At 72.2% G+C, this 17,461-nt stretch carries 18 protein-coding genes; 12 read left to right on the forward strand and 6 right to left on the reverse strand.

The annotated features are described in order from the left end of the window. Positions 1 to 1,396, reverse strand: a 1,396-nt coding sequence (locus tag ACSNOH_RS23880; protein ID WP_436723476.1) for an LCP family protein, incomplete at its 3' end; no start/stop codon positions are given. 155 nt (positions 1,397 to 1,551) lie between these two features. Here ACSNOH_RS23880 and tatA point away from each other — a divergent pair. The 3 genes from tatA to ACSNOH_RS23895 all read left to right on the forward strand — a co-directional run bounded on the left by tatA (position 1,552) and on the right by ACSNOH_RS23895 (position 4,422). Then, entirely contained in the window at positions 1,552 to 1,776 is a 225-nt protein-coding gene (gene tatA, locus ACSNOH_RS23885) for a Sec-independent protein translocase subunit TatA (protein ID WP_436723477.1), read from the forward strand. A 95-nt stretch (positions 1,777 to 1,871) separates the two neighbouring features. Continuing rightward, the gene (locus tag ACSNOH_RS23890) at positions 1,872 to 3,245 is read left to right on the forward strand and encodes an alkaline phosphatase (RefSeq protein WP_436723478.1); all 1,374 of its coding nucleotides are present in this window, start codon (positions 1,872 to 1,874) and stop codon (positions 3,243 to 3,245) included. Positions 3,246 to 3,483: 238 nt separating this feature from the next. After that, positions 3,484 to 4,422, forward strand: a complete 939-nt coding sequence (locus ACSNOH_RS23895; protein ID WP_436723479.1) for a beta-ketoacyl-ACP synthase III — start codon at positions 3,484 to 3,486, stop codon at positions 4,420 to 4,422. Between the two features lie 89 nt (positions 4,423 to 4,511). On the opposite strand, the gene ACSNOH_RS23900 is transcribed toward ACSNOH_RS23895, so the two are convergent. After that, positions 4,512 to 5,423, reverse strand: coding sequence for a glutaminase (locus ACSNOH_RS23900; protein WP_436723480.1), 912 nt, complete (start codon positions 5,421 to 5,423; stop codon positions 4,512 to 4,514). Between the two features lie 187 nt (positions 5,424 to 5,610). Between ACSNOH_RS23900 and ACSNOH_RS23905 the strand changes: the two genes are divergently transcribed. Together ACSNOH_RS23905 and ACSNOH_RS23910 are read left to right on the forward strand one after the other, a co-directional pair. Continuing rightward, positions 5,611 to 6,201: an N-acetylmuramoyl-L-alanine amidase gene (locus ACSNOH_RS23905; RefSeq protein WP_436723481.1), complete on the forward strand. Its 591-nt coding sequence runs from the start codon at positions 5,611 to 5,613 to the stop codon at positions 6,199 to 6,201. Positions 6,202 to 6,262: 61 nt separating this feature from the next. Further along, positions 6,263 to 7,183 carry a 1-aminocyclopropane-1-carboxylate deaminase/D-cysteine desulfhydrase gene (locus tag ACSNOH_RS23910; RefSeq protein WP_436723482.1) on the forward strand — a complete coding sequence of 307 codons (921 nt, stop codon included), beginning with the start codon at positions 6,263 to 6,265 and terminating at the stop codon, positions 7,181 to 7,183. 82 nt (positions 7,184 to 7,265) lie between these two features. Here ACSNOH_RS23910 and ACSNOH_RS23915 read toward each other — a convergent pair whose 3' ends face one another. Continuing rightward, positions 7,266 to 8,867 carry a Na+/H+ antiporter gene (locus ACSNOH_RS23915; protein WP_436723483.1) on the reverse strand — a complete coding sequence of 534 codons (1,602 nt, stop codon included), beginning with the start codon at positions 8,865 to 8,867 and terminating at the stop codon, positions 7,266 to 7,268. A gap of 77 nt (positions 8,868 to 8,944) precedes the next feature. On the opposite strand from ACSNOH_RS23915, the gene ACSNOH_RS23920 reads away from it, so the two are divergent. The 4 genes from ACSNOH_RS23920 to ACSNOH_RS23935 all read left to right on the forward strand — a co-directional run bounded on the left by ACSNOH_RS23920 (position 8,945) and on the right by ACSNOH_RS23935 (position 11,327). Then, positions 8,945 to 9,205 carry a UBP-type zinc finger domain-containing protein gene (locus ACSNOH_RS23920; RefSeq protein WP_436723484.1) on the forward strand — a complete coding sequence of 87 codons (261 nt, stop codon included), beginning with the start codon at positions 8,945 to 8,947 and terminating at the stop codon, positions 9,203 to 9,205. A 22-nt stretch (positions 9,206 to 9,227) separates the two neighbouring features. Next, positions 9,228 to 9,752 (forward strand): N-acetyltransferase family protein, encoded by a 525-nt coding sequence (locus ACSNOH_RS23925; protein ID WP_436723485.1) that lies wholly within the window; start codon positions 9,228 to 9,230, stop codon positions 9,750 to 9,752. Between the two features lie 230 nt (positions 9,753 to 9,982). Continuing rightward, positions 9,983 to 10,396: an anti-sigma regulatory factor gene (locus tag ACSNOH_RS23930; protein ID WP_436723486.1), complete on the forward strand. Its 414-nt coding sequence runs from the start codon at positions 9,983 to 9,985 to the stop codon at positions 10,394 to 10,396. Positions 10,397 to 10,412: 16 nt separating this feature from the next. Continuing rightward, positions 10,413 to 11,327: an RNA polymerase sigma factor SigF gene (locus ACSNOH_RS23935; protein ID WP_030366269.1), complete on the forward strand. Its 915-nt coding sequence runs from the start codon at positions 10,413 to 10,415 to the stop codon at positions 11,325 to 11,327. Between the two features lie 99 nt (positions 11,328 to 11,426). Here the strand turns inward: ACSNOH_RS23935 and ACSNOH_RS23940 are convergent, their stop codons facing one another. Beyond that, positions 11,427 to 11,909, reverse strand: a complete 483-nt coding sequence (locus ACSNOH_RS23940; protein ID WP_436723487.1) for a hypothetical protein — start codon at positions 11,907 to 11,909, stop codon at positions 11,427 to 11,429. A 103-nt stretch (positions 11,910 to 12,012) separates the two neighbouring features. Here ACSNOH_RS23940 and ACSNOH_RS23945 point away from each other — a divergent pair, with 103 nt between their 5' ends. Both ACSNOH_RS23945 and ACSNOH_RS23950 read left to right on the forward strand, forming a co-directional pair. Then, a complete protein-coding gene (locus ACSNOH_RS23945; RefSeq protein WP_436723488.1) occupies positions 12,013 to 12,981 on the forward strand; it encodes a diacylglycerol/lipid kinase family protein in 969 nt (322 codons plus the stop codon). Positions 12,982 to 13,303: 322 nt separating this feature from the next. Next, complete coding sequence (locus ACSNOH_RS23950; protein WP_004937597.1) at positions 13,304 to 13,561, forward strand: WhiB family transcriptional regulator; 258 nt, start codon at positions 13,304 to 13,306, stop codon at positions 13,559 to 13,561. Positions 13,562 to 13,724: 163 nt separating this feature from the next. Here ACSNOH_RS23950 and ACSNOH_RS23955 read toward each other — a convergent pair whose 3' ends face one another. After that, positions 13,725 to 15,194 (reverse strand): sensor histidine kinase, encoded by a 1,470-nt coding sequence (locus tag ACSNOH_RS23955; RefSeq protein WP_436723489.1) that lies wholly within the window; start codon positions 15,192 to 15,194, stop codon positions 13,725 to 13,727. 378 nt (positions 15,195 to 15,572) lie between these two features. Next, positions 15,573 to 16,652: an SIS domain-containing protein gene (locus ACSNOH_RS23960; RefSeq protein WP_436723490.1), complete on the reverse strand. Its 1,080-nt coding sequence runs from the start codon at positions 16,650 to 16,652 to the stop codon at positions 15,573 to 15,575. A gap of 197 nt (positions 16,653 to 16,849) precedes the next feature. Between ACSNOH_RS23960 and ACSNOH_RS23965 the strand changes: the two genes are divergently transcribed. Then, a partial coding sequence (locus ACSNOH_RS23965; protein ID WP_436723491.1) for a glucosamine-6-phosphate deaminase occupies positions 16,850 to 17,461 on the forward strand: 612 nt, incomplete at its 3' end.

Below are 17,461 nucleotides of genomic sequence, written 5' to 3' on the forward strand. Positions count from 1 at the left end.
GGGCGGGCGAGGAGGAGGCCGCGGGGGACGCGCCGGCGCCCGCGGCGGCGAAGTCCCGCCCGACCGTCACCGTGATCCCGTTCTCCGCCACCCCGTGGACGTACGCCCCGGGGAAGAGCCGGGCCACCGTCCGCGCCTCGGCCGCCCGCCCCGGGCCGAACTCGATCACTGTGATGCCGGCGTCGCGTTCCTTCGCGTTGCCGGTGCTGCCGACGGTGAACCCGTGCTTCTCCAGCTCCGCGGCGGCCCGCGCCGCGAGCCCGCCCACCCGGGTGCCGTTGGCGACGGAGACGCTCACGCCCTCCCCGGAGACCGGCTCGGGGGAGGCGGGAGCCGCCGGCCCGGCGGGAGCCCGCCCCCCGCCCGCGGCGTCCTTGCCGTCGATCGTCCGGTCGGCCTTCAGCGAGGCCCACAGCGCGTCCGCGGCGGGCTGCACGATGTCGACGCGGTCCCCTTCGTAGCGCCAGGGCACGGTGATGAACTTGATGTCGTGCAGGCCGATGTCCTTCAGCGACATGGCGAAGGACAGCAGCTTGTCGGCGGAGCCCAGCCCGGGGTCGACGGTCATCGACTTGGTGGCGGCGTCCGCCAGGGGCAGCAGCGTGGCCGGGTTGAAGCCCTGCTCGCGCACCTTCTTGACCATGCCCGCGAGGAAGGCCTGCTGCCGCTGGATGCGGCCGATGTCGGAGCCGTCGCCGATGCCGTGCCGCACGCGCACGTAGTCCAGCGCCTTCTGCCCCGAGACGTTCTGCCGCCCCTTGGCGAAGAGGAGCTCGCCGCGCGAGCCGCGGTGCGGGTCGAGGTCGCCCTGGTAGACGTCCTTGGGCACGCACACCGGCACGCCGCCCACGGCCGAGGTCATGGCGGAGAAGCCCGCGAAGTCGACGACGACGGTGTGGTCGACCCGCAGCCCGGTGAGCTTCTCCACCGTGTTCTGCGTGCAGGCCGGGTTGCCCTTGGGCGACTCCCCCACCGAGAAGGCGGAGTTGAACATCGCCCGGGTCCGCCCGGACGTCCAGCTGCCGTCGGGCAGCCGGCACGGCGGGATGTCGACGAGCGTGTCCCGCGGGATCGAGACGGCGACGGCGTGCTCGCGGTCGCGGTAGACGTGCAGCAGGAACGCGGTGTCGGAGCGGCCCACGTCACCCTCGCCGCCGCCCAGGTCCCTGTTTCCGCCCGAGCGCGAGTCCGAGCCGATGACCAGCACGTTCTGCCCGGCGGCGCCGGCGCCCGGGCGGTTCTTGGACAGCCCGTCCGCGTCGAAGGTGCTGATGTTGCCGTCGAGCCGGAGCCAGACCCAGCCCGCGCCGGCGGCCAGCAGCACCACGAACGCCACCACGGCGAGCGTCGCCGTCCGCACCCGGCGGTGCGCCCGCTTCCCTCGGCCGCCACTCATCTGCTCATCCGCCAGTCCTCGTCCGTTCCCCGGGCCGCCCCGGTTCCGTGCCGCTTACCCGGATAGACGGCCGGACACCTGCTTTGGTTGTCCAGTTGCGCAATCTGGCAAGTATGGTGAGCACAACGGTTACGGAAGAGAGAGGTGCGCCGATCATGCTGCGCAACGCCCTTGAGCCCTGGCACATCCTCGTGGTGGTGCTGGTGATGGTCCTGCTGTTCGGTTCGCGGAAGCTGCCCGACACCGCCCGCGCGCTGGGCAAGTCGATGCGCATCCTCAAGAGCGAGGCGAAGGCCCTCAAGGCGGACGACCAGCCCGCAGCGGCGGGGGCGGCCGGTGCCCCGGCGCAGCCCGGCAGCCCGGCCGACAACCCCCGGTGAACTGCAGGACACCTCAAGGACCCCTCCGGTACACCCGCCCCTGGTGAGCTTCCCCCGGCCGGGCATCCCGCCCCGGCCTACGAGGAGGAAAAACCATGGGTTCTCGTCCGTACCGGCGCCGTCTCGCCTGGGGCGCCGCCGCACTGCTCGCCGCCGGGGTCGCGGTGCCCGCCGCGGCCTCCGCTTCGGAGGGCGGCAGCTCGGACGTCCCCGCGCTCGCCGCGGGCCACGGCGCCAAGAAGGCCAAGAACGTCATCCTGCTCATCGGCGACGGCATGGGCGACTCGGAGATCACCCTGGCCCGTGACTACACCGTGGGCGCCGCGGGCCGTCTGAACATGGACAAGTTCCCGCTCACCGGCGCGTACACCACGTACTCGGTCGACAAGAACGGCAAGCCCGACTACGTCACCGACTCGGCCGCCAGCGGCACCGGCTGGGCGACCGGGCGCAAGACCGTCAACGGCCGGATATCCAAGACGCCCGGCACGGACAAGCCGATGACCACGATCCTGGAGCTGGCGCAGAAGAACGGCCTGGCCACCGGCAGCGTCACCACCGCCGAGCTGACCGACGCCACCCCTGCCGTCCTCGCCTCGCACGCCAGTGACCGCAGCTGCCAGGGCCCGGCCGACATGAAGGCCTGCCCGGGCGACACCATCGCCAAGGGCGGCCCCGGCTCGATCGCCGAGCAAAGCGTCAACCACAAGGTGGACGTCCTCCTCGGCGGCGGCAAGGCGCGCTTCGACCAGAAGGTCACCGAGGGCCGGTTCGCCGGACAGACCGTCACCCAGCAGGCGCAGCAGCTCGGCTACCAGGTCGTCACCGACGACAAGGGCCTGAAGAGCGCGAAGCCCGGCAAGCCCGTCCTCGGCCTCTTCGCCGACGGCAACATCCCCGTCGAGTGGACCGGCAAGCCCGCGGCCCAGGGCGGCACCGCCCCGCAGCGCTGCGTGACGAACAACCCCGAGCGCAAGGCCGGCACCCCGAGCCTGGCCGACCAGACCACCAAGGCGCTGCAGCTCCTGGAGGCCAAGCAGCGGGGCGCGGGCTCCAAGAAGGGCTTCTTCCTGCAGGTCGAGGGCGCCTCGATCGACAAGCGCGACCACGCCGCCGACCCGTGCGGCCAGATCGGGGAGACCGCGGCCCTCGACCGCGCCGTGAAGGTCGCCCGCGCCTACGCCGCGCAGCACCCGGACACCCTGGTCGTCACCACCGCCGACCACGGCCACAGCAGCCAGATCGTGCCGCTGGAGGCGGCCCCGCCCGGCCTGTCCTCCACGCTGGTCACCGACGAGGGGCAGCAGCTGAAGGTCAACTACTCCACCAACACGCCCGGCAAGTCGCAGGAGCACACCGGCACCGAGGTGCGCATCGCGGCCCAGGGCCCGCAGGCGGAGCGCGTCCTCGGCGTCACGGACCAGACCGAGCTCTTCACCACGATCCGCACGGCGCTCTCGCTGCGCTGACGCAGCGTGCCGGATCGGTGACGTAAGGATCGTCACAGATCACCACAGGGGGGACAGGGCCCGGCCGCCGCAGCGGCCGGGCCCTGCGGGTTGTGCCAGTTATCGCGGCAGAACATTGGGCGGATCGCATACCCGCTTCCACGCGTGCAGCGTCAACACTGGTGAATCCTGTACCACACGCACTTCTGTGCGCCCGTACTGCACGTTCGTACATCCGCCAGCCTCGGAGGAACCGCCGATGACCGGCTCCCGCGTCCTCGCCCTCGGCCACTACCAGCCCGCCCGGGTGCTGACCAACGACGAGCTGGCGGCCATGGTCGACACCAGCGACGAGTGGATCCGCTCGCGCGTCGGCATCCGCACGCGCCGGGTCGCCGAGCCCGGCGAGACGGTCGCCGACATGGCGGCCGAGGCCGCCGGGAAGGCGCTGGCGAACAGCGGCCTCGCCGCGGACGAGATCGATCTCGTCCTCGTCGCCACCTGCACCGCCGACGACCGCAGCCCCAACACGGCCGCCCGGGTCGCGGCCGCGCTCGGCCTCGCCACGCCCGCCGTGATGGACGTCAACGTGGTCTGCTCCGGCTTCACCCACGCCCTGGCGAGCGCGGACCACGCCATCCGCGCCGGGGCGGCGACGAACGCCCTGGTCATCGGGGTGGAGAAGTTCACGTCGGTGACCGACTGGAGCGACCGCACGACGTGCGTGCTGACCGGCGACGGCGCGGGCGCCGCCGTGGTCACGGCCTCGGCCGAACCGGAGATCGGCCCCGTGGTGTGGGGCTCGGTGCCCGGCATGGGACACGCCGTACGGATCGAGGGCACGCCCTCGCGCTTCTCCCAGGAGGGCCAGTCGGTCTACCGCTGGGCCACGACGCAGCTGCCGCCCATCGCCCGCCGCGTCTGCGAGCGGGCCGGCGTCGCGCCGGAGGACCTGGCGGCCGTCGTCCTGCACCAGGCCAACCTGCGGATCATCGAACCGGTGGCGCGGAAGCTGGGGGCGGTCAACGCGGTCGTCGCGACGGACGTGACCGAGTCCGGCAACACGTCCGCCGCGAGCATTCCGCTCGCGCTCTCCAAGCTGGTCGAGCGCGACGAGATCCCGTCGGGCGCCCCGGTCCTGCTCTTCGGCTTCGGCGGCAACCTCTCCTACGCGGGCCAGGTCATCCGCTGCCCGTAGAGGCCGGACGCGGCCCCAGAAGACGCGCCCCGATAGGGGCCCGGGGAACTGCGCGACAAGCCCCCACCGGCCGGCAGCCGACAAGCCGCCTAGAACACCGACCACCCGGTCAGGGTGGTGAAGTGATCCAGCGCGGCCACACCCGCAACAGAGTTGCCCCGGGTGTCCAAGCCAGGGCTCCACACACACAACGCACACCGCCCCGGTATCACGGCGACAATCCCACCCCCCACCCCACTCTTCCCCGGCAGCCCCACCCGGTACGCGAAGTCCCCCGCCGCGTCATACGTCCCGCACGTGAGCATCACGGCATTGACCTGCTTCGCCTCGCGCCGCGGCAGCAGCCGCGAGCCGTCGGCGCGCAGGCCGTGGCGGGCGAGGAAGGTGCCCGCGCGGGCGAGGTCGCGGCAGCTCATCTCGATGGAGCACTGCCAGAAGTAGTGCTCCAGGACCGTGGGGACGGGGTTGTCGAGGTTACCGTAGCTGGCCATGAAGTGGGCGAGGGCGGCGTTGCGGTCGCCGTGCTCGGTCTCGGAGGCGGCGACGGCGGGGTCGAAGGAGACGTCGGGGTTGCCGCTCTCGGCCCGCAGGAACTCCAGCATGGTGGTGCTGGCGTCGCCGGTGAGGGTCTGCAGCCGGTCGGTGACGACGAGCGCGCCCGCATTGATGAACGGGTTGCGCGGGATGCCGTTCTCGTATTCGAGTTGGACCAGGGAGTTGAAGGGGTTTCCGGACGGTTCCGTGCCGACCCGCTCCCAGATCTTGCCGCCTCCCTCGGCCAGGACGAGCGCCAGGCTGAACGCCTTGGAGATGGACTGCACGGAGAACGGCCGTTCCCAGTCCCCGATGCCGTACACCCCGCCGTCGACGTCGGCGACGGCCATGCCGAACCGGTTGATGTCCACTCCGGCGAGGGCGGGGATGTAGTCGGCCACCTGGCCACGGCCGACGAGCGGCTTGGCGAAGGCGGCGACCTCTTCGAGGACGGCCTGGTAGTCCACAGTCCTTGATCCGTACTTCCGTGTCGACGGCGCTGTCGACGATGCGATCGGTGGGATATTCGGCCAACGGCCGGATCGGCTCGCACGATATCCGAACGCCCGGCCCACCTGCGAACTTTTGGGTACAAGGGGGTCATTCGGCCTACGCGACCGGCGTACGCCACGTGCTCTACGGAGGGAGAGCGGCATGGCCCCACCCATGTCCGCGAGCGAGTTCCTGGCCGCGCTCAGACGCGAGGGCGCCACCGTCGTCGAGGTGGACGGCTGGCGCCGGCACAACCGCCAGGGGCACGGCCCGTGGGGGCCGGTCAACGGCGTGATGATCCACCACTCGGCCACCTCGGGCACCGACAGCACCGTCCGGCTGTGCTGGAACGGCTACGAGGAGCTGCCCGGCCCCCTGTGCCACGGGGTCATCGCCAAGGACGGCGCGATCCACCTCACCGGCTGCGGGCGCGTCAACCACGCGGGCGGCGGCGACGGCGACGTGCTGAAGGCGGTGATCGCCGAGAAGCGGCTGCCGCCGGTGCGGTGGGCGGACACCGACGGCAACGTCCACTTCTACGGCTTCGAGTGCGTCAACCGGGGCGACGGGGAGGACCCCTGGCCGCAGGTCCAGCTGCGGGCGGTGGAGCAGGTGGCGGCCGCCATCTGCCGGCACCACGGCTGGACGGAGCGCTCCGTGATCGGCCACCTGGAGTGGCGCCCCGGCAAGACCGATCCGGTGGGCTTCTCCATGGAGTGGCTCCGCGAGCGGGTCCGTGAACGGCTCAAGTGAGGCGCGCCGCGGCCCGCCCGCCCGTTCCCGCGACAACGCCCGTTCACGCGACAATGGGGGCGTGACCAGCCATCCCCCCGCCGCCGGCAGCGCCGGGCTCGCCGGCCTGCGGCCGCGGCTGCCGTCCCCGCTCGTGGAGCTCCCGGACGAGAGGTTCGCCCGGCACGGCGTGCGCCTGCTGCTCAAGCGGGACGACCTGATACACCCCGAGCTGCCCGGCAACAAGTGGCGCAAGCTCGCGCCCAACCTGGAGGCCGCGGCCGAGGCGGGGCGGCGCACCCTGCTGACGTTCGGCGGCGCGTACTCCAACCACCTGCGCGCCACGGCCGCCGCGGGGCGCCTGCTGGGCTTCGCCACCGTGGGCGTCGTCCGGGGCGACGAGCTGGCGGGCCGGCCGCTGAACCCCTCGCTGCGCTACTGCGCCGCGTCCGGCATGCGGCTGCTGTTCACCGACCGGGCCACCTACCGCCGCAAGACGGAGCCGGAGGTGCTGGCCGACCTGGTCGAGCGGGCGGGCGGCGACTGCTTCGTCGTGCCCGAGGGCGGGTCGAACGCGGCCGCCGTGCTCGGCTGCGCGGAGCTGGGGCGCGAGCTGCGCGGCATGGCGGACGTCGTCGGGGTCGCGTGCGGCACGGGCGGCACGCTCGCCGGGCTCGCCGCCGGGCTGGGCGAGGGGCAGCGGGCGATCGGCTTCCCCGTACTCAAGGGCGGTTTCCTGGGCGCGGAGACCGAGCGGCTGCAGTGCGAGGCGTTCGGCGGCCGGCGCGGCTCGTGGCGCCTCGACGAGCGCTTCCACTGCGGCGGCTACGCCCGTACGTCTCCGGCGCTGGACGCCTTCGCCGACGACTTCACGTCCCGCCACGGGCTCCGGCTGGAGCGGCTGTACGTGGCAAAGATGCTCTACGGCCTGACAACCCTGACAGAGGAGGGCGCCTTCCCCAGAGGAACAACAGCAGTAGCAGTAATCACAGGCGCCCCCTGACGACCCGGTTTGTGGGCAGTCGTTCCGCAGGGCGGAACGGGTGGGCACAAACCCACCACCGGCCCGCACCAGCCCACAACCGTCAAGCGCCCCCCTCCTCCCGATACGCGGCGGCTTCCTCAAGATCAAGCCGCCGCAAGAGCGTACGAAGCATCTCGTCATCAATCCGCCGCTCATCCCGCAACCGCACAAACACCTCCCGCTCCGCACTGATCATCTCGCCGGCGAGCCGCCGGTAAATGTCATCGGCGGACTCCCCCGTCACCGCACTCACCGTCCCCAACCGCTCCCACACCGCATTGCGCCGCCGCTCCATCACAACCCGCAGCCGATCGGCAAGAGGCGCTGGAAGCGCATTGGCCTCGTCCGCGAGAAGCTCCTCCAACCGCCGCTCCGCGGCAACCGACGCCTCGTTCTGCGCCTGCGCCTCCGCCAGCGTCTCCGCCGCGCTGTCGCGCGCGGGCAGCCGCAGCAGGCGGATGAGCGGGGGCAGGGTGAGGCCCTGGACGACGAGCGTGCCGATGACGGTCGTGAAGGTGAGGAAGAGGACGAGGTTGCGGTCGGGAAAGGGCGCCCCGGCGTGCGTGGTGTGCGGGATGGAGAAGGCGATGGCGAGGGAGACCACGCCGCGCATGCCGGCCCAGCCGACGATGAGCGGGCTCTTCCACGTGGTGTCGGTCTCCCGTTCCCTGATCCGCGCGGACAGGGCGCGCGGCAGGAACGTCGCGGGGAAGACCCAGACGAAGCGGGCGGCGACGACGGCGAGGAAGACGGCGGCCGCGTACCAGGCGGCCCGGCCGGCGCCGTAGCCGCCGAGGCCGCGCAGCACGACGGGCAGCTGCAGGCCGATGAGGGCGAAGACGGCGGACTCCAGGACGAAGGAGACCATCTTCCAGACGGCCGCCTCCTGCAGCCGGGTCGCGAAGTCGACCTGCCAGGCGCGGTGCCCGAGCCAGAGGCCGACGACCACGACGGCGAGCACGCCGGAGGCGTGGACCTCCTCGGCGGCGGTGTAGGCGGCGAAGGGGATCAGCAGGGAGAGGGTGTTCTGCAGGAGCGGCTCGCGCAGGTGCTTGCGCAGCCAGTGCAGCGGCACCATGAGGGCGAGGCCGACGCCGATGCCGCCGAGGGAGGCGACGGCGAACTCCCCGATGCCCTCGCCCCAGGTCGCGCCCGCGCCGACGGCGGCGGCGAGGGCCACCTTGTAGGCGGTGATCGCGGTGGCGTCGTTCACCAGGGACTCGCCCTGCAGGATGGTGGTGATCCGGGAGGGCAGGCCGAGGCGGCGGGCGATGGCGGTGGCCGCGACGGCGTCGGGCGGGGCGACGACCGCGCCGAGCACGAGGGCGGCCGTCAGCGGCAGCCCGGGGACGACGAGGAAGGCCGCGTATCCGACGGCGAGCGTCGCGAAGAGGACGTAGCCGACGGACAGCAGGGCCACGGGCCGGACGTTGGCCCGCAGGTCGAGGTAGGAGCTGTCGAGGGCGGCCGTGTGGAGCAGGGGCGGCAGCAGCAGGGGCAGGACGACGCCGGGGTCGAGGGTGTAGTCCGGGACGCCGGGGACGTACGAGGCGGCGAGCCCGGCGGCGACGAGCAGCAGGGGCGCGGGCACGGGGGTGCGGCGGGCCGCGCCGGCGACGGCCGCGGCGCCGGCGACCAGCATCAGCAGTGGCATGACGTCCATCGGTGCGGTGCGCTCCCCTCGTGCGTTCCGCCGGTCCGCGTGCTCGCGTGTCGGTGGTGCGATCTAATCTGGCAATCATGAGCGAGTGCGAGCATCTTCCGGGGCTGCCGCGCCCCGAGCCCGCCGCGGCGCACCCGACCTGCCCGGAGTGCGCGGCGGCCGGCAGCCATCCCGTGCAGCTGCGGCTGTGCCTGGTCTGCGGCCACGTCGGATGCTGCGACTCCTCGCCGTACCGGCACGCGACGGCGCACTTCGCGGAGACGGGCCACGCGGTGATGCGCAGCTACGAGCCCGGCCAGAGCTGGCGCTGGTGCTACGTGGACCAGCGGCTGGTCTGACGCCGCCCGCTAGCATGCACGCATGATCCGAGCCGCGACGCCCGCCGACGTTCCCGCCGTCCATGCGATGATCCGCGAACTCGCGGCGTACGAACGGGCCCTGGAGGACGCCCGCGCGACGGAGGAACAGCTGCGCGAGGCCCTCTTCGGGGAGCATCCCGCGGCCTTCGCGCTGATAGCGGAGAGTGACGGACCGGCGGGCGGCGGCGCGCCCGCTGTGACGGAGCCGGCCGGCTTCGCGATCTGGTTCCGCAACTTCTCCACGTGGACGGGCACGCACGGTGTCTACCTGGAGGACCTCTACGTGCGCCCGGAGGCGCGCGGCGAGGGGCACGGCAAGGCGCTCCTCGCGGCGCTCGCCCGGATCTGCACGGACCGCGGCTACCAGCGTTTCGAATGGTCAGTGCTGGACTGGAACACGCCCTCGATCGGGTTCTACAAGTCCCTCGGCGCCGAACCGATGGACGAGTGGACCACGTACCGCTTGTCCGGAGAACCCCTCCGGACCCTTGCGGCGCTCGCGCAGAGTGACGAAAATCCCAACTAGGCGACAGCTCTTTCGATTTGGGAGCCCGAACCCCTAGCCACTGTCCGTGCTCATGGGTTTACCATGAGTGACAGTCCCGGGGCTGCTCCACGGACCTCCGGATCGCGATAGCGTCGCAGCCGAACCATGTGCCGCACCGGCCCGCGCACGGCCTTCGACCGAAGGGCGGCCGAGGGCGGGGGCCGGCGCTCGTAACAGCTCAAGAAGCTTGTGCCACCTTGGAGGTGAGGGTGTCCCCAATCGCAGGCGAGCCCGGGACCCAGGACTTCGTGGAAGTCCGGCTGCCCGCTGCGGGTGCCTACCTGTCGGTGCTGCGAACGGCGACAGCCGGTCTCGCGGCCCGCTTGGACTTCACCCTCGACGAGATCGAGGACTTGCGCATCGCGGTGGACGAGGCGTGCGCGATCCTTCTGCAACAGGCCGTGCCCGGCTCCGTCCTCAGCTGCGTCTTCCGCCTGGTGGGCGACGCACTGCGGGTGACCGTCTCGGCACCCACCACGGACGGCCGCGCACCCGAGCGCGACACCTTCGCCTGGACGGTGCTCTCCGCCCTGGCCGGTGAGGTCGACTCGACCGTCGCCGCCGACCGTACGGTCAGCATCAGCCTGCACAAGAAGCGCGGCGCCGGCCCCGGACAGCCGTGACGGAAGAGGGGGCTCCGTGAGTACTGCATCGTCGCGGGGGGTGCGTACCCCGGCCATCCCGCAGCAGCCCGCCCGACAGCTGCCGGGCGATCCTGCGAATCCCGCGCCGGACGAGGCGAGCGATCCACCAGAGCGGGCGGACCACATGGACCAGCACGAGCACCGGCACGCAACCGCGCAGGACCGCAGCGGTGCCCGGGCCCTGTTCATCGAGCTGCGCGCGCTGCCGGACGGTTCGCCCGAGCGGGCCGAGCTGCGCAACCACCTCGTGCGGATGCACCTGCCGCTGGTGGAGCACCTGGCCCGGCGCTTCCGCAATCGCGGCGAGCCGCTGGACGACCTCACGCAGGTCGCGACGATCGGCCTGATCAAGTCGGTGGACCGGTTCGACCCGGACCGCGGCGTGGAGTTCTCCACCTACGCGACGCCCACCGTGGTCGGGGAGATCAAGCGGCATTTCCGCGACAAGGGCTGGGCGGTGCGGGTGCCGCGCCGGCTGCAGGAGCTGCGGCTGGCCCTGACCACGGCCACCGCGGAGCTCTCCCAGCGGCACGGCCGCGCGCCCACGGTGCACGAGCTGGCCGAGCACCTCGGGATCTCCGAGGAGGAGGTGCTGGAGGGCCTGGAGTCCGCCAACGCCTACAGCACCCTCTCCCTGGACGTGCCCGACACGGACGACGAGTCGCCGGCCGTGGCCGACACCCTCGGCGCGGAGGACGAGGCGCTGGAGGGCGTCGAGTACCGGGAGTCGCTGAAACCGCTCCTGGAGGACCTGCCGCCGCGGGAGAAGAAGATCCTCCTGCTGCGCTTCTTCGGCAACATGACCCAGTCGCAGATCGCCCAGGAGGTCGGGATCTCGCAGATGCACGTGTCGCGGCTGCTGGCGCGGACGCTGGCGCAGCTGCGGGACCGCTTGCTGATCGAGGAGTGATCAAGGAGTAGCGGGCTGTTCGTCCAGCCCGTCCGCGGGCACCTCCCGGCCGTAGCCGGGGGCGTTTGAGGACCGGGGTCCGGAGCGGAGCCCCGGGACTCACTCCCGCGGACCGATCCCCAGCGCTTCCGTCGCCGTCGGGTTCACCAGCAGCACAAGGGTGCCCACGGACACCACGAACAGCGCCACCGCCGCAGCGATCATCGCGCCGCCCCCGCTGTTGTACAGCGTCCACGCCACCGGCAGCGCCATCATCTGCGTGGCCATGGCCGGCCCGCGGCTCCAGCGGCGCCGCAGCCACAGCCCGCGCGCGGCCGCGAGCGGCAGCACGGCCAGGGCGAGCACGGTGATGCCGCCCGTCTCCGCCTGCTGCGGGCTGTCCGGCTTGCCGAGCAGGCCCATGACCAGGAGGTAGAGGCCGGCGGCGGCGAGCGCCAGGCCCTGCAGGCCGGTCAGCGCGGCTGCGGCCGTCAGTCGGGCCGGGCGGGGCCCGGCGGGCGCGGGGGCCACGGCGGACTGCTGCCGGGGGCCGGCGGGGCCGCTCTTACGGGCGTTCTTCGGCGCGGACTGCTTGCTGCTCACCCCAGCAGGGTAGCCGTACAGCCGTCGATCCGAGGGGACGCGAGGACGGGCAGCAGGCGGGCCGGGGCGGTTCGTGTACCGACAGGTAGGTAGGCTGGCGCGCATGCGTGCGCTCCTCGTGGTCAACCCTTCGGCCACCACCACCAGTGCCCGTACCCGTGATGTCCTGGTGCACGCCCTGGCCAGTGATCTCAAGCTGGAGGTGGCCACCACCGAGTACCGGGGCCACGCCCGGGACCTGGCCCGGCGGGCGGCCGAGAGCGGCAACACCGAGCTCGTGGTGGCGCTCGGCGGCGACGGCACGGTCAACGAGGTGGTCAACGGCCTGCTGCACGACGGCCCCGACCCCGAGCGCCTCCCCCGGCTCGCCGTGGTGCCCGGCGGATCCACCAACGTCTTCGCCCGCGCCCTGGGGCTGCCCAACGACGTCGTGGAGGCGACCGGCGCCCTGCTGGACGCCCTGCGCGACGGCAGCGAGCGCACCGTGGGGCTCGGGCTCGCGGGGGGCACCCCGGGCACGGAGGACGAGGGGGTGCCGGAGCGCTGGTTCACCTTCTGCGCGGGCTTCGGCTTCGACGCGGGCGTGATCGGCCGGGTGGAGCAGCAGCGCGAGCGCGGCAAGCGGTCGACGCCCGCGCTCTACGTGCGGCAGGTGATGCGCCAGTTCCTCGGGGAGACGCACCGCCGGCGCGGCACGATCACCCTCGAACGGCCCGGCGAGGAGCCCGTCGAGCATCTCGTCATGTCGATAATCTGCAACACGGCGCCGTGGACGTACCTGAACAACCGCCCGGTGTACGCGTCCCCGCAGGCGTCCTTCGACACCGCCCTTGACGTGCTGGGATTCACCAGACTCTCGACGGCGGCGGCCGGCCGCTACGTCACCCAGCTGCTGACGTCCACACCCGAGCGGGGCCCCCGGGGCAAACACACCGTCTCGCTGCACGACGAGACGTCTTTCACCTTGCATTCGCAGGTGCCGCTGCCCTTCCAGATGGACGGTGACCACCTGGGAGTGCGCACGAGCGTGACGTTCACAGGCGTTCGCCGTGCACTGCGTGTGATTGTGTGAGTGCCAGGGCCGAAAGTCCTTCCACTCGAACGTTTAGGCTGGGTTCCACCCCCTGGAAGTACGGCTGTGACCTAGCCGACACCGAGGAATCAAAAAAAACTTTCCAGAAGGGGTTGTATCCGCCGCCGAGGTTTGCGAGTCTCTTCATGGCGATCGGGACGTCCGCTCTTCCGGCCTTCCGATACAGCCCGAACCCCTCCCTTTCCCTGATGGACCGCACCAGTTTCACGACTGGGCGTCGGCCCTTCCCCTGCGGAGGGATTCGTGAAAGCGTTCACATTCACAAGCCACGTAGCCGCAATAACGAGGAGATGGAGCAGCCATGGACTGGCGTCACAACGCCGTTTGCCGCGAGGAAGACCCCGAGCTGTTCTTCCCCATCGGCAACACCGGTCCTGCGCTGCTGCAGATCGAGGAAGCCAAGGCCGTCTGCCGCCGCTGCCCCGTGATGGAGCAGTGCCTGCAGTGGGCGCTCGAGTCCGGCCAGGACTCCGGCGTCTGGGGTGGCCTCAGCGAGGACGAGCGCCGCGCCATGAAGCGCCGCGCCGCTCGCAACCGGGCGCGCAACGCCACCGCCTGACGACGCCCCTCGGCCCCCGAGCCGCAGCGCGCAGTACCCCCTGACGCTCCCCCCGAGCTTCGCCTGGGGGCGCCCCGCATCACGCAGCTTTGAGCCCCGGACCAGATGCTGGTCCGGGGCTCAGTGCTGTGTGCGGTGACCCCCGAAGGGGGGCGGGCCGGACTCAGCCCTTCTCGGCCCGCACCGGGATGTCGAGGACGACCCTCGTGCCCTGCCCGGAAGCGGGCACCATGTCGAACGTCCCGCCCATCTCGCCCTCGACCAGGGTCCGTACGATCTGCAGGCCCAGGTTGCCGGCGCGCTGCGGGTCGAAGCCCTCGGGCAGGCCGCGGCCGTCGTCCTGCACGGAGATCAGCAGGCGGGCGTCGCGCCGGGTGCCGCTGCGCACGGCGGTGATCTCGACCGTGCCCCGCTCCCCCGGCCCGAAGCCGTGCTCCATGGCGTTCTGCAGCAGCTCCGTCAGCACCATCGACAGCGGCGTCGCCACCTCGGCGTCGAGGATGCCGAAGCGACCGGTGCGCCGCCCCGCGACCCGGCCGGGCGAGATCTCGGCGACCATCGCCAGCACCCGGTCGGCGATCTCGTCGAATTCGACCCGCTCGTCCAGGTTCTGCGAGAGCGTCTCGTGGACGATCGCGATCGAGCCGACCCGGCGGACGGCCTCCTCCAGGGCCTCGCGCCCCTCCGCCGAACCGATCCTGCGGGCCTGCAGGCGCAGCAGCGCGGCCACGGTCTGCAGATTGTTCTTCACCCGGTGGTGGATCTCCCGGATGGTCGCGTCCTTGGTGATCAACTCTCGCTCGCGGCGACGCAGTTCGGTGACGTCACGCAGGAGTACGAGCGAACCGATGTGGTTTCCCTTGGGTTTGAGGGGAATCGCCCGGAGCTGGATGACCCCGTCGTCGCCTTCGACCTCGAACTCGCGCGGCGCCCAGCCGCTGGCGAGCTTGGCGAGCGACTCGTCGACCGGGCCGCGGGAGGGCGCCAACTGAGCGGTGGTCTCGCCCAGATGATGCCCGACGAGGTCCGCGGCGAGGCCGAGGCGGTGGTAGGCGGAGAGGGCGTTGGGGCTCGCGTACTGGACGATGCCGTCGGCGTCCAGCCGGATGAGGCCGTCGCCGGCGCGCGGCGAGGCGTCCATGTCGACTTGTTGACCGGGGAACGGGAAGGCGCCGTTGGCGATCATCTGGGCGAGGTCGGAGGCGCTCTGCAGGTAGGTGAGCTCCAGCCGGCTCGGCGTGCGCACGGTCAGCAGGTTCGTGTTGCGGGCGATGACGCCCAGCACCCGGCCCTCGCGGCGGACCGGGATGGACTCGACGCGGACCGGGACCTCCTCGCGCCACTCGGGGTCGCCCTCGCGGACGATCCGGCCCTCGTCCAGGGCGGCGTCCAGCATGGGGCGGCGGCCGCGCGGCACGAGGTGGCCGACCATGTCGTTCTGGTACGAGGTGGGGCCGGTGTTCGGGCGCATCTGCGCGACCGAGACGTAGCGCGTGCCGTCGCGGGTGGGCACCCACAGGACGAGGTCGGCGAAGGACAGGTCGGAGAGCAGCTGCCACTCCGAGACCAGCAGGTGCAGCCACTCCAGGTCGGAGTCGCAGAGGGCGGTGTGCTGACGTACGAGGTCGTTCATGGAGGGCACGGTGGTGAGCCTACCCGGGGGCTGGGCGCTCACCGCGTGCCGCCTTCGGGCCGCGGCGGGCCGCCGGCAGGCCCCAAAGCGCCCGGGATACCGGGGGAAACCCGGGTGGCGCAAAGCATGGACAGAGAATAATGGTCTAGTCCACAATGACGGGGTAAAGCTTCCGCCTTCCCCGCACAGGAGGGCGGAGCGAGGCCCGGCGCTCTCTGCCCTGATCGCGCCACGGCCTCCGGTCGGCCCACTCCGGTCGCGGGGTCCGCACACCCCGCTCCCCCGGCGGGCCGGCTCGGCTCCGGGCTGCGGTGCCGGCCGGGTTGAGGGTCCCGGTCAGGCGCCGCGGCCCGAAGTGATTCCGGGGCCCGTGCGGGATCAGCGGGTCTCGGTGACCTTCGCGAGGGCGCGCGGGGCGTCCGGGTCCTGGCCGCGGGCGACGGTGATCTCGAAGGCCAGCCGCTGCAGGGGCAGGATCTCCAGGACCGGCTGCAGCTCCTCGGGCACCCCGGCCGTCGGCAGCGCGAACCCCACCGTCCCCTTGGCCGTCTCCGCCTCGCTGCCGACGATCATCAGGTCGGCGCCCCGCCCGCGCAGCCGCTCCAGCACCGGCTGCAGGGCCGCGCCGCCGCGCCCCTCGGTGACGATGGCGATCACGGGCGAGATGTTGTCGACCATGGCGAGGGGGCCGTGCAGCAGATCGGCGCCGGAGTAGGACAGGGCGGGGATGTAGCTCGTCTCCATCAGCTTGAGGGCCGCCTCCTTGGCGGTGGGGTAGCCGTAGCCGCGGGACGTGAGGACCATCCGCTCGGCGAAGCGGTAGCGGGCGGCGAGCTGCCGGACCTCGCCGGCCCGGTCGAGGATCCCCTGGGCGAGGCCGGGCAGCGCCTCGGCCGCCGCGGTGCCGTCACCGCCGCCGGGGCGCAGGCCCTGGACGAAGAGGTAGAGGGTGAGCAGCGAGGCCGTGTAGGTCTTGGTGGCGGGCAGGGCCCGCTCGGGCCCGGCCAGGATGTCGATGTGGTGCTCGGAGACGGCGGCGAGCGGGGAGTCGGCGTTGTTGGTGACCGCGAGGGTGATCGCCCCGGCCTCGCGGGCGGCCTTGGTGGAGGCGACGAGGTCGGGCGAGCCGCCGGACTGGCTGATGGTGACGGCCAGGACGTCCGTCAGGTCGGGCCGGGCCCCGTAGGCCGTGACGGTCGACATGGAGGTCAGGCCGCAGGGCCTGCCGAGCTGCACTTCGAGCAGGTATTTGGCGTAGAGGGCGGCGTTGTCCGAGGTGCCGCGGGCCGTGAGGAGCACGAAGCGGGGCTCGCGGGCGGCGACGGCCCGGGCGATCGCGGCGATCGCGGGGGCGCCGCGGTCGAGGATGCGGCGCAGGACGGCCGGCTGTTCGGCCATCTCGGCGGACATGATCCCGCCCGGCTGCTCGCGGTGGTGGGCGGGGGACGGGGCGCTCATGCCGGTTACCTCCCGGAGGGGATGCAGTCCCAGTCGACCACGGGGGTACGCGGGCCCGCCAGCGGGAAGCGGGCGGGAAGCGAGCAGGAAGCGGGTTCCGGCCGGGTCGCCGGGGCCGGTCCCTCTGCTAGATTTGCCTGTAGATTGGTCTATACCACACGATCCGCTTCCCCCCTTTAAGATCGGCAGGCCCCAGCGTGGAAGTTGTCATCGTCCCGGACGCCAAGGCAGGCGGCGAGCTCATCGCGGAGGCCATGGCCTCCCTCCTGCGCCGCAAGCCCGACGCCCTGCTCGGCGTGGCCACGGGCTCGACGCCGCTGCCCGTCTACGAAGCCCTGACCGCCAAGGTCCGCTCCGGCGCGGTGGACGCCTCCCGCGCCCGCATCTGCCAGCTCGACGAGTACGTCGGCCTGCCGGCCGACCACCCCGAGTCGTACCGCTCGGTGGTGCTGCGCGAGGTCGTCGAGCCGCTCGGCCTGACCGAGGCGTCCTTCATGGGCCCCGACGGCACCGCCGAGGACGTCCAGGCCGCCTGCGAGGACTACGACCGCGCGCTGCCCGCGGCCGGCGGCGTCGACCTGCAGCTCCTCGGCATCGGCACCGACGGGCACATCGGCTTCAACGAGCCGTGCTCCTCGCTCGCCTCCCGCACGCGCATCAAGACGCTCACGGAGCAGACCCGCGTCGACAACGCGCGCTTCTTCGACGGCGACATCGAGCAGGTGCCGCACCACGTCATCACCCAGGGCATCGGCACGATCCTGGAGGCCCGGCACCTGGTGCTGCTCGCTACGGGCGAAGGCAAGGCC

Source organism: Streptomyces sp. URMC 127 (genome assembly GCF_051386535.1).
Lineage (GTDB): Bacteria > Actinomycetota > Actinomycetes > Streptomycetales > Streptomycetaceae > Streptomyces.

Coding starts and splice junctions, on each gene's coding strand:
- tatA (WP_436723477.1), top strand. CDS start 1,552: ATGCTGCGCAACGCCCTTGAGCCCTGGCACATCCTCGTGGTGGTGCTG.
- ACSNOH_RS23890 (WP_436723478.1), top strand. CDS start 1,872: ATGGGTTCTCGTCCGTACCGGCGCCGTCTCGCCTGGGGCGCCGCCGCA.
- ACSNOH_RS23895 (WP_436723479.1), top strand. CDS start 3,484: ATGACCGGCTCCCGCGTCCTCGCCCTCGGCCACTACCAGCCCGCCCGG.
- ACSNOH_RS23905 (WP_436723481.1), top strand. CDS start 5,611: ATGGCCCCACCCATGTCCGCGAGCGAGTTCCTGGCCGCGCTCAGACGC.
- ACSNOH_RS23915 (WP_436723483.1), bottom strand. CDS start 8,867: ATGGACGTCATGCCACTGCTGATGCTGGTCGCCGGCGCCGCGGCCGTC.
- ACSNOH_RS23920 (WP_436723484.1), top strand. CDS start 8,945: ATGAGCGAGTGCGAGCATCTTCCGGGGCTGCCGCGCCCCGAGCCCGCC.
- ACSNOH_RS23925 (WP_436723485.1), top strand. CDS start 9,228: ATGATCCGAGCCGCGACGCCCGCCGACGTTCCCGCCGTCCATGCGATG.
- ACSNOH_RS23945 (WP_436723488.1), top strand. CDS start 12,013: ATGCGTGCGCTCCTCGTGGTCAACCCTTCGGCCACCACCACCAGTGCC.
- ACSNOH_RS23950 (WP_004937597.1), top strand. CDS start 13,304: ATGGACTGGCGTCACAACGCCGTTTGCCGCGAGGAAGACCCCGAGCTG.
- ACSNOH_RS23955 (WP_436723489.1), bottom strand. CDS start 15,194: ATGAACGACCTCGTACGTCAGCACACCGCCCTCTGCGACTCCGACCTG.
- ACSNOH_RS23960 (WP_436723490.1), bottom strand. CDS start 16,652: ATGAGCGCCCCGTCCCCCGCCCACCACCGCGAGCAGCCGGGCGGGATC.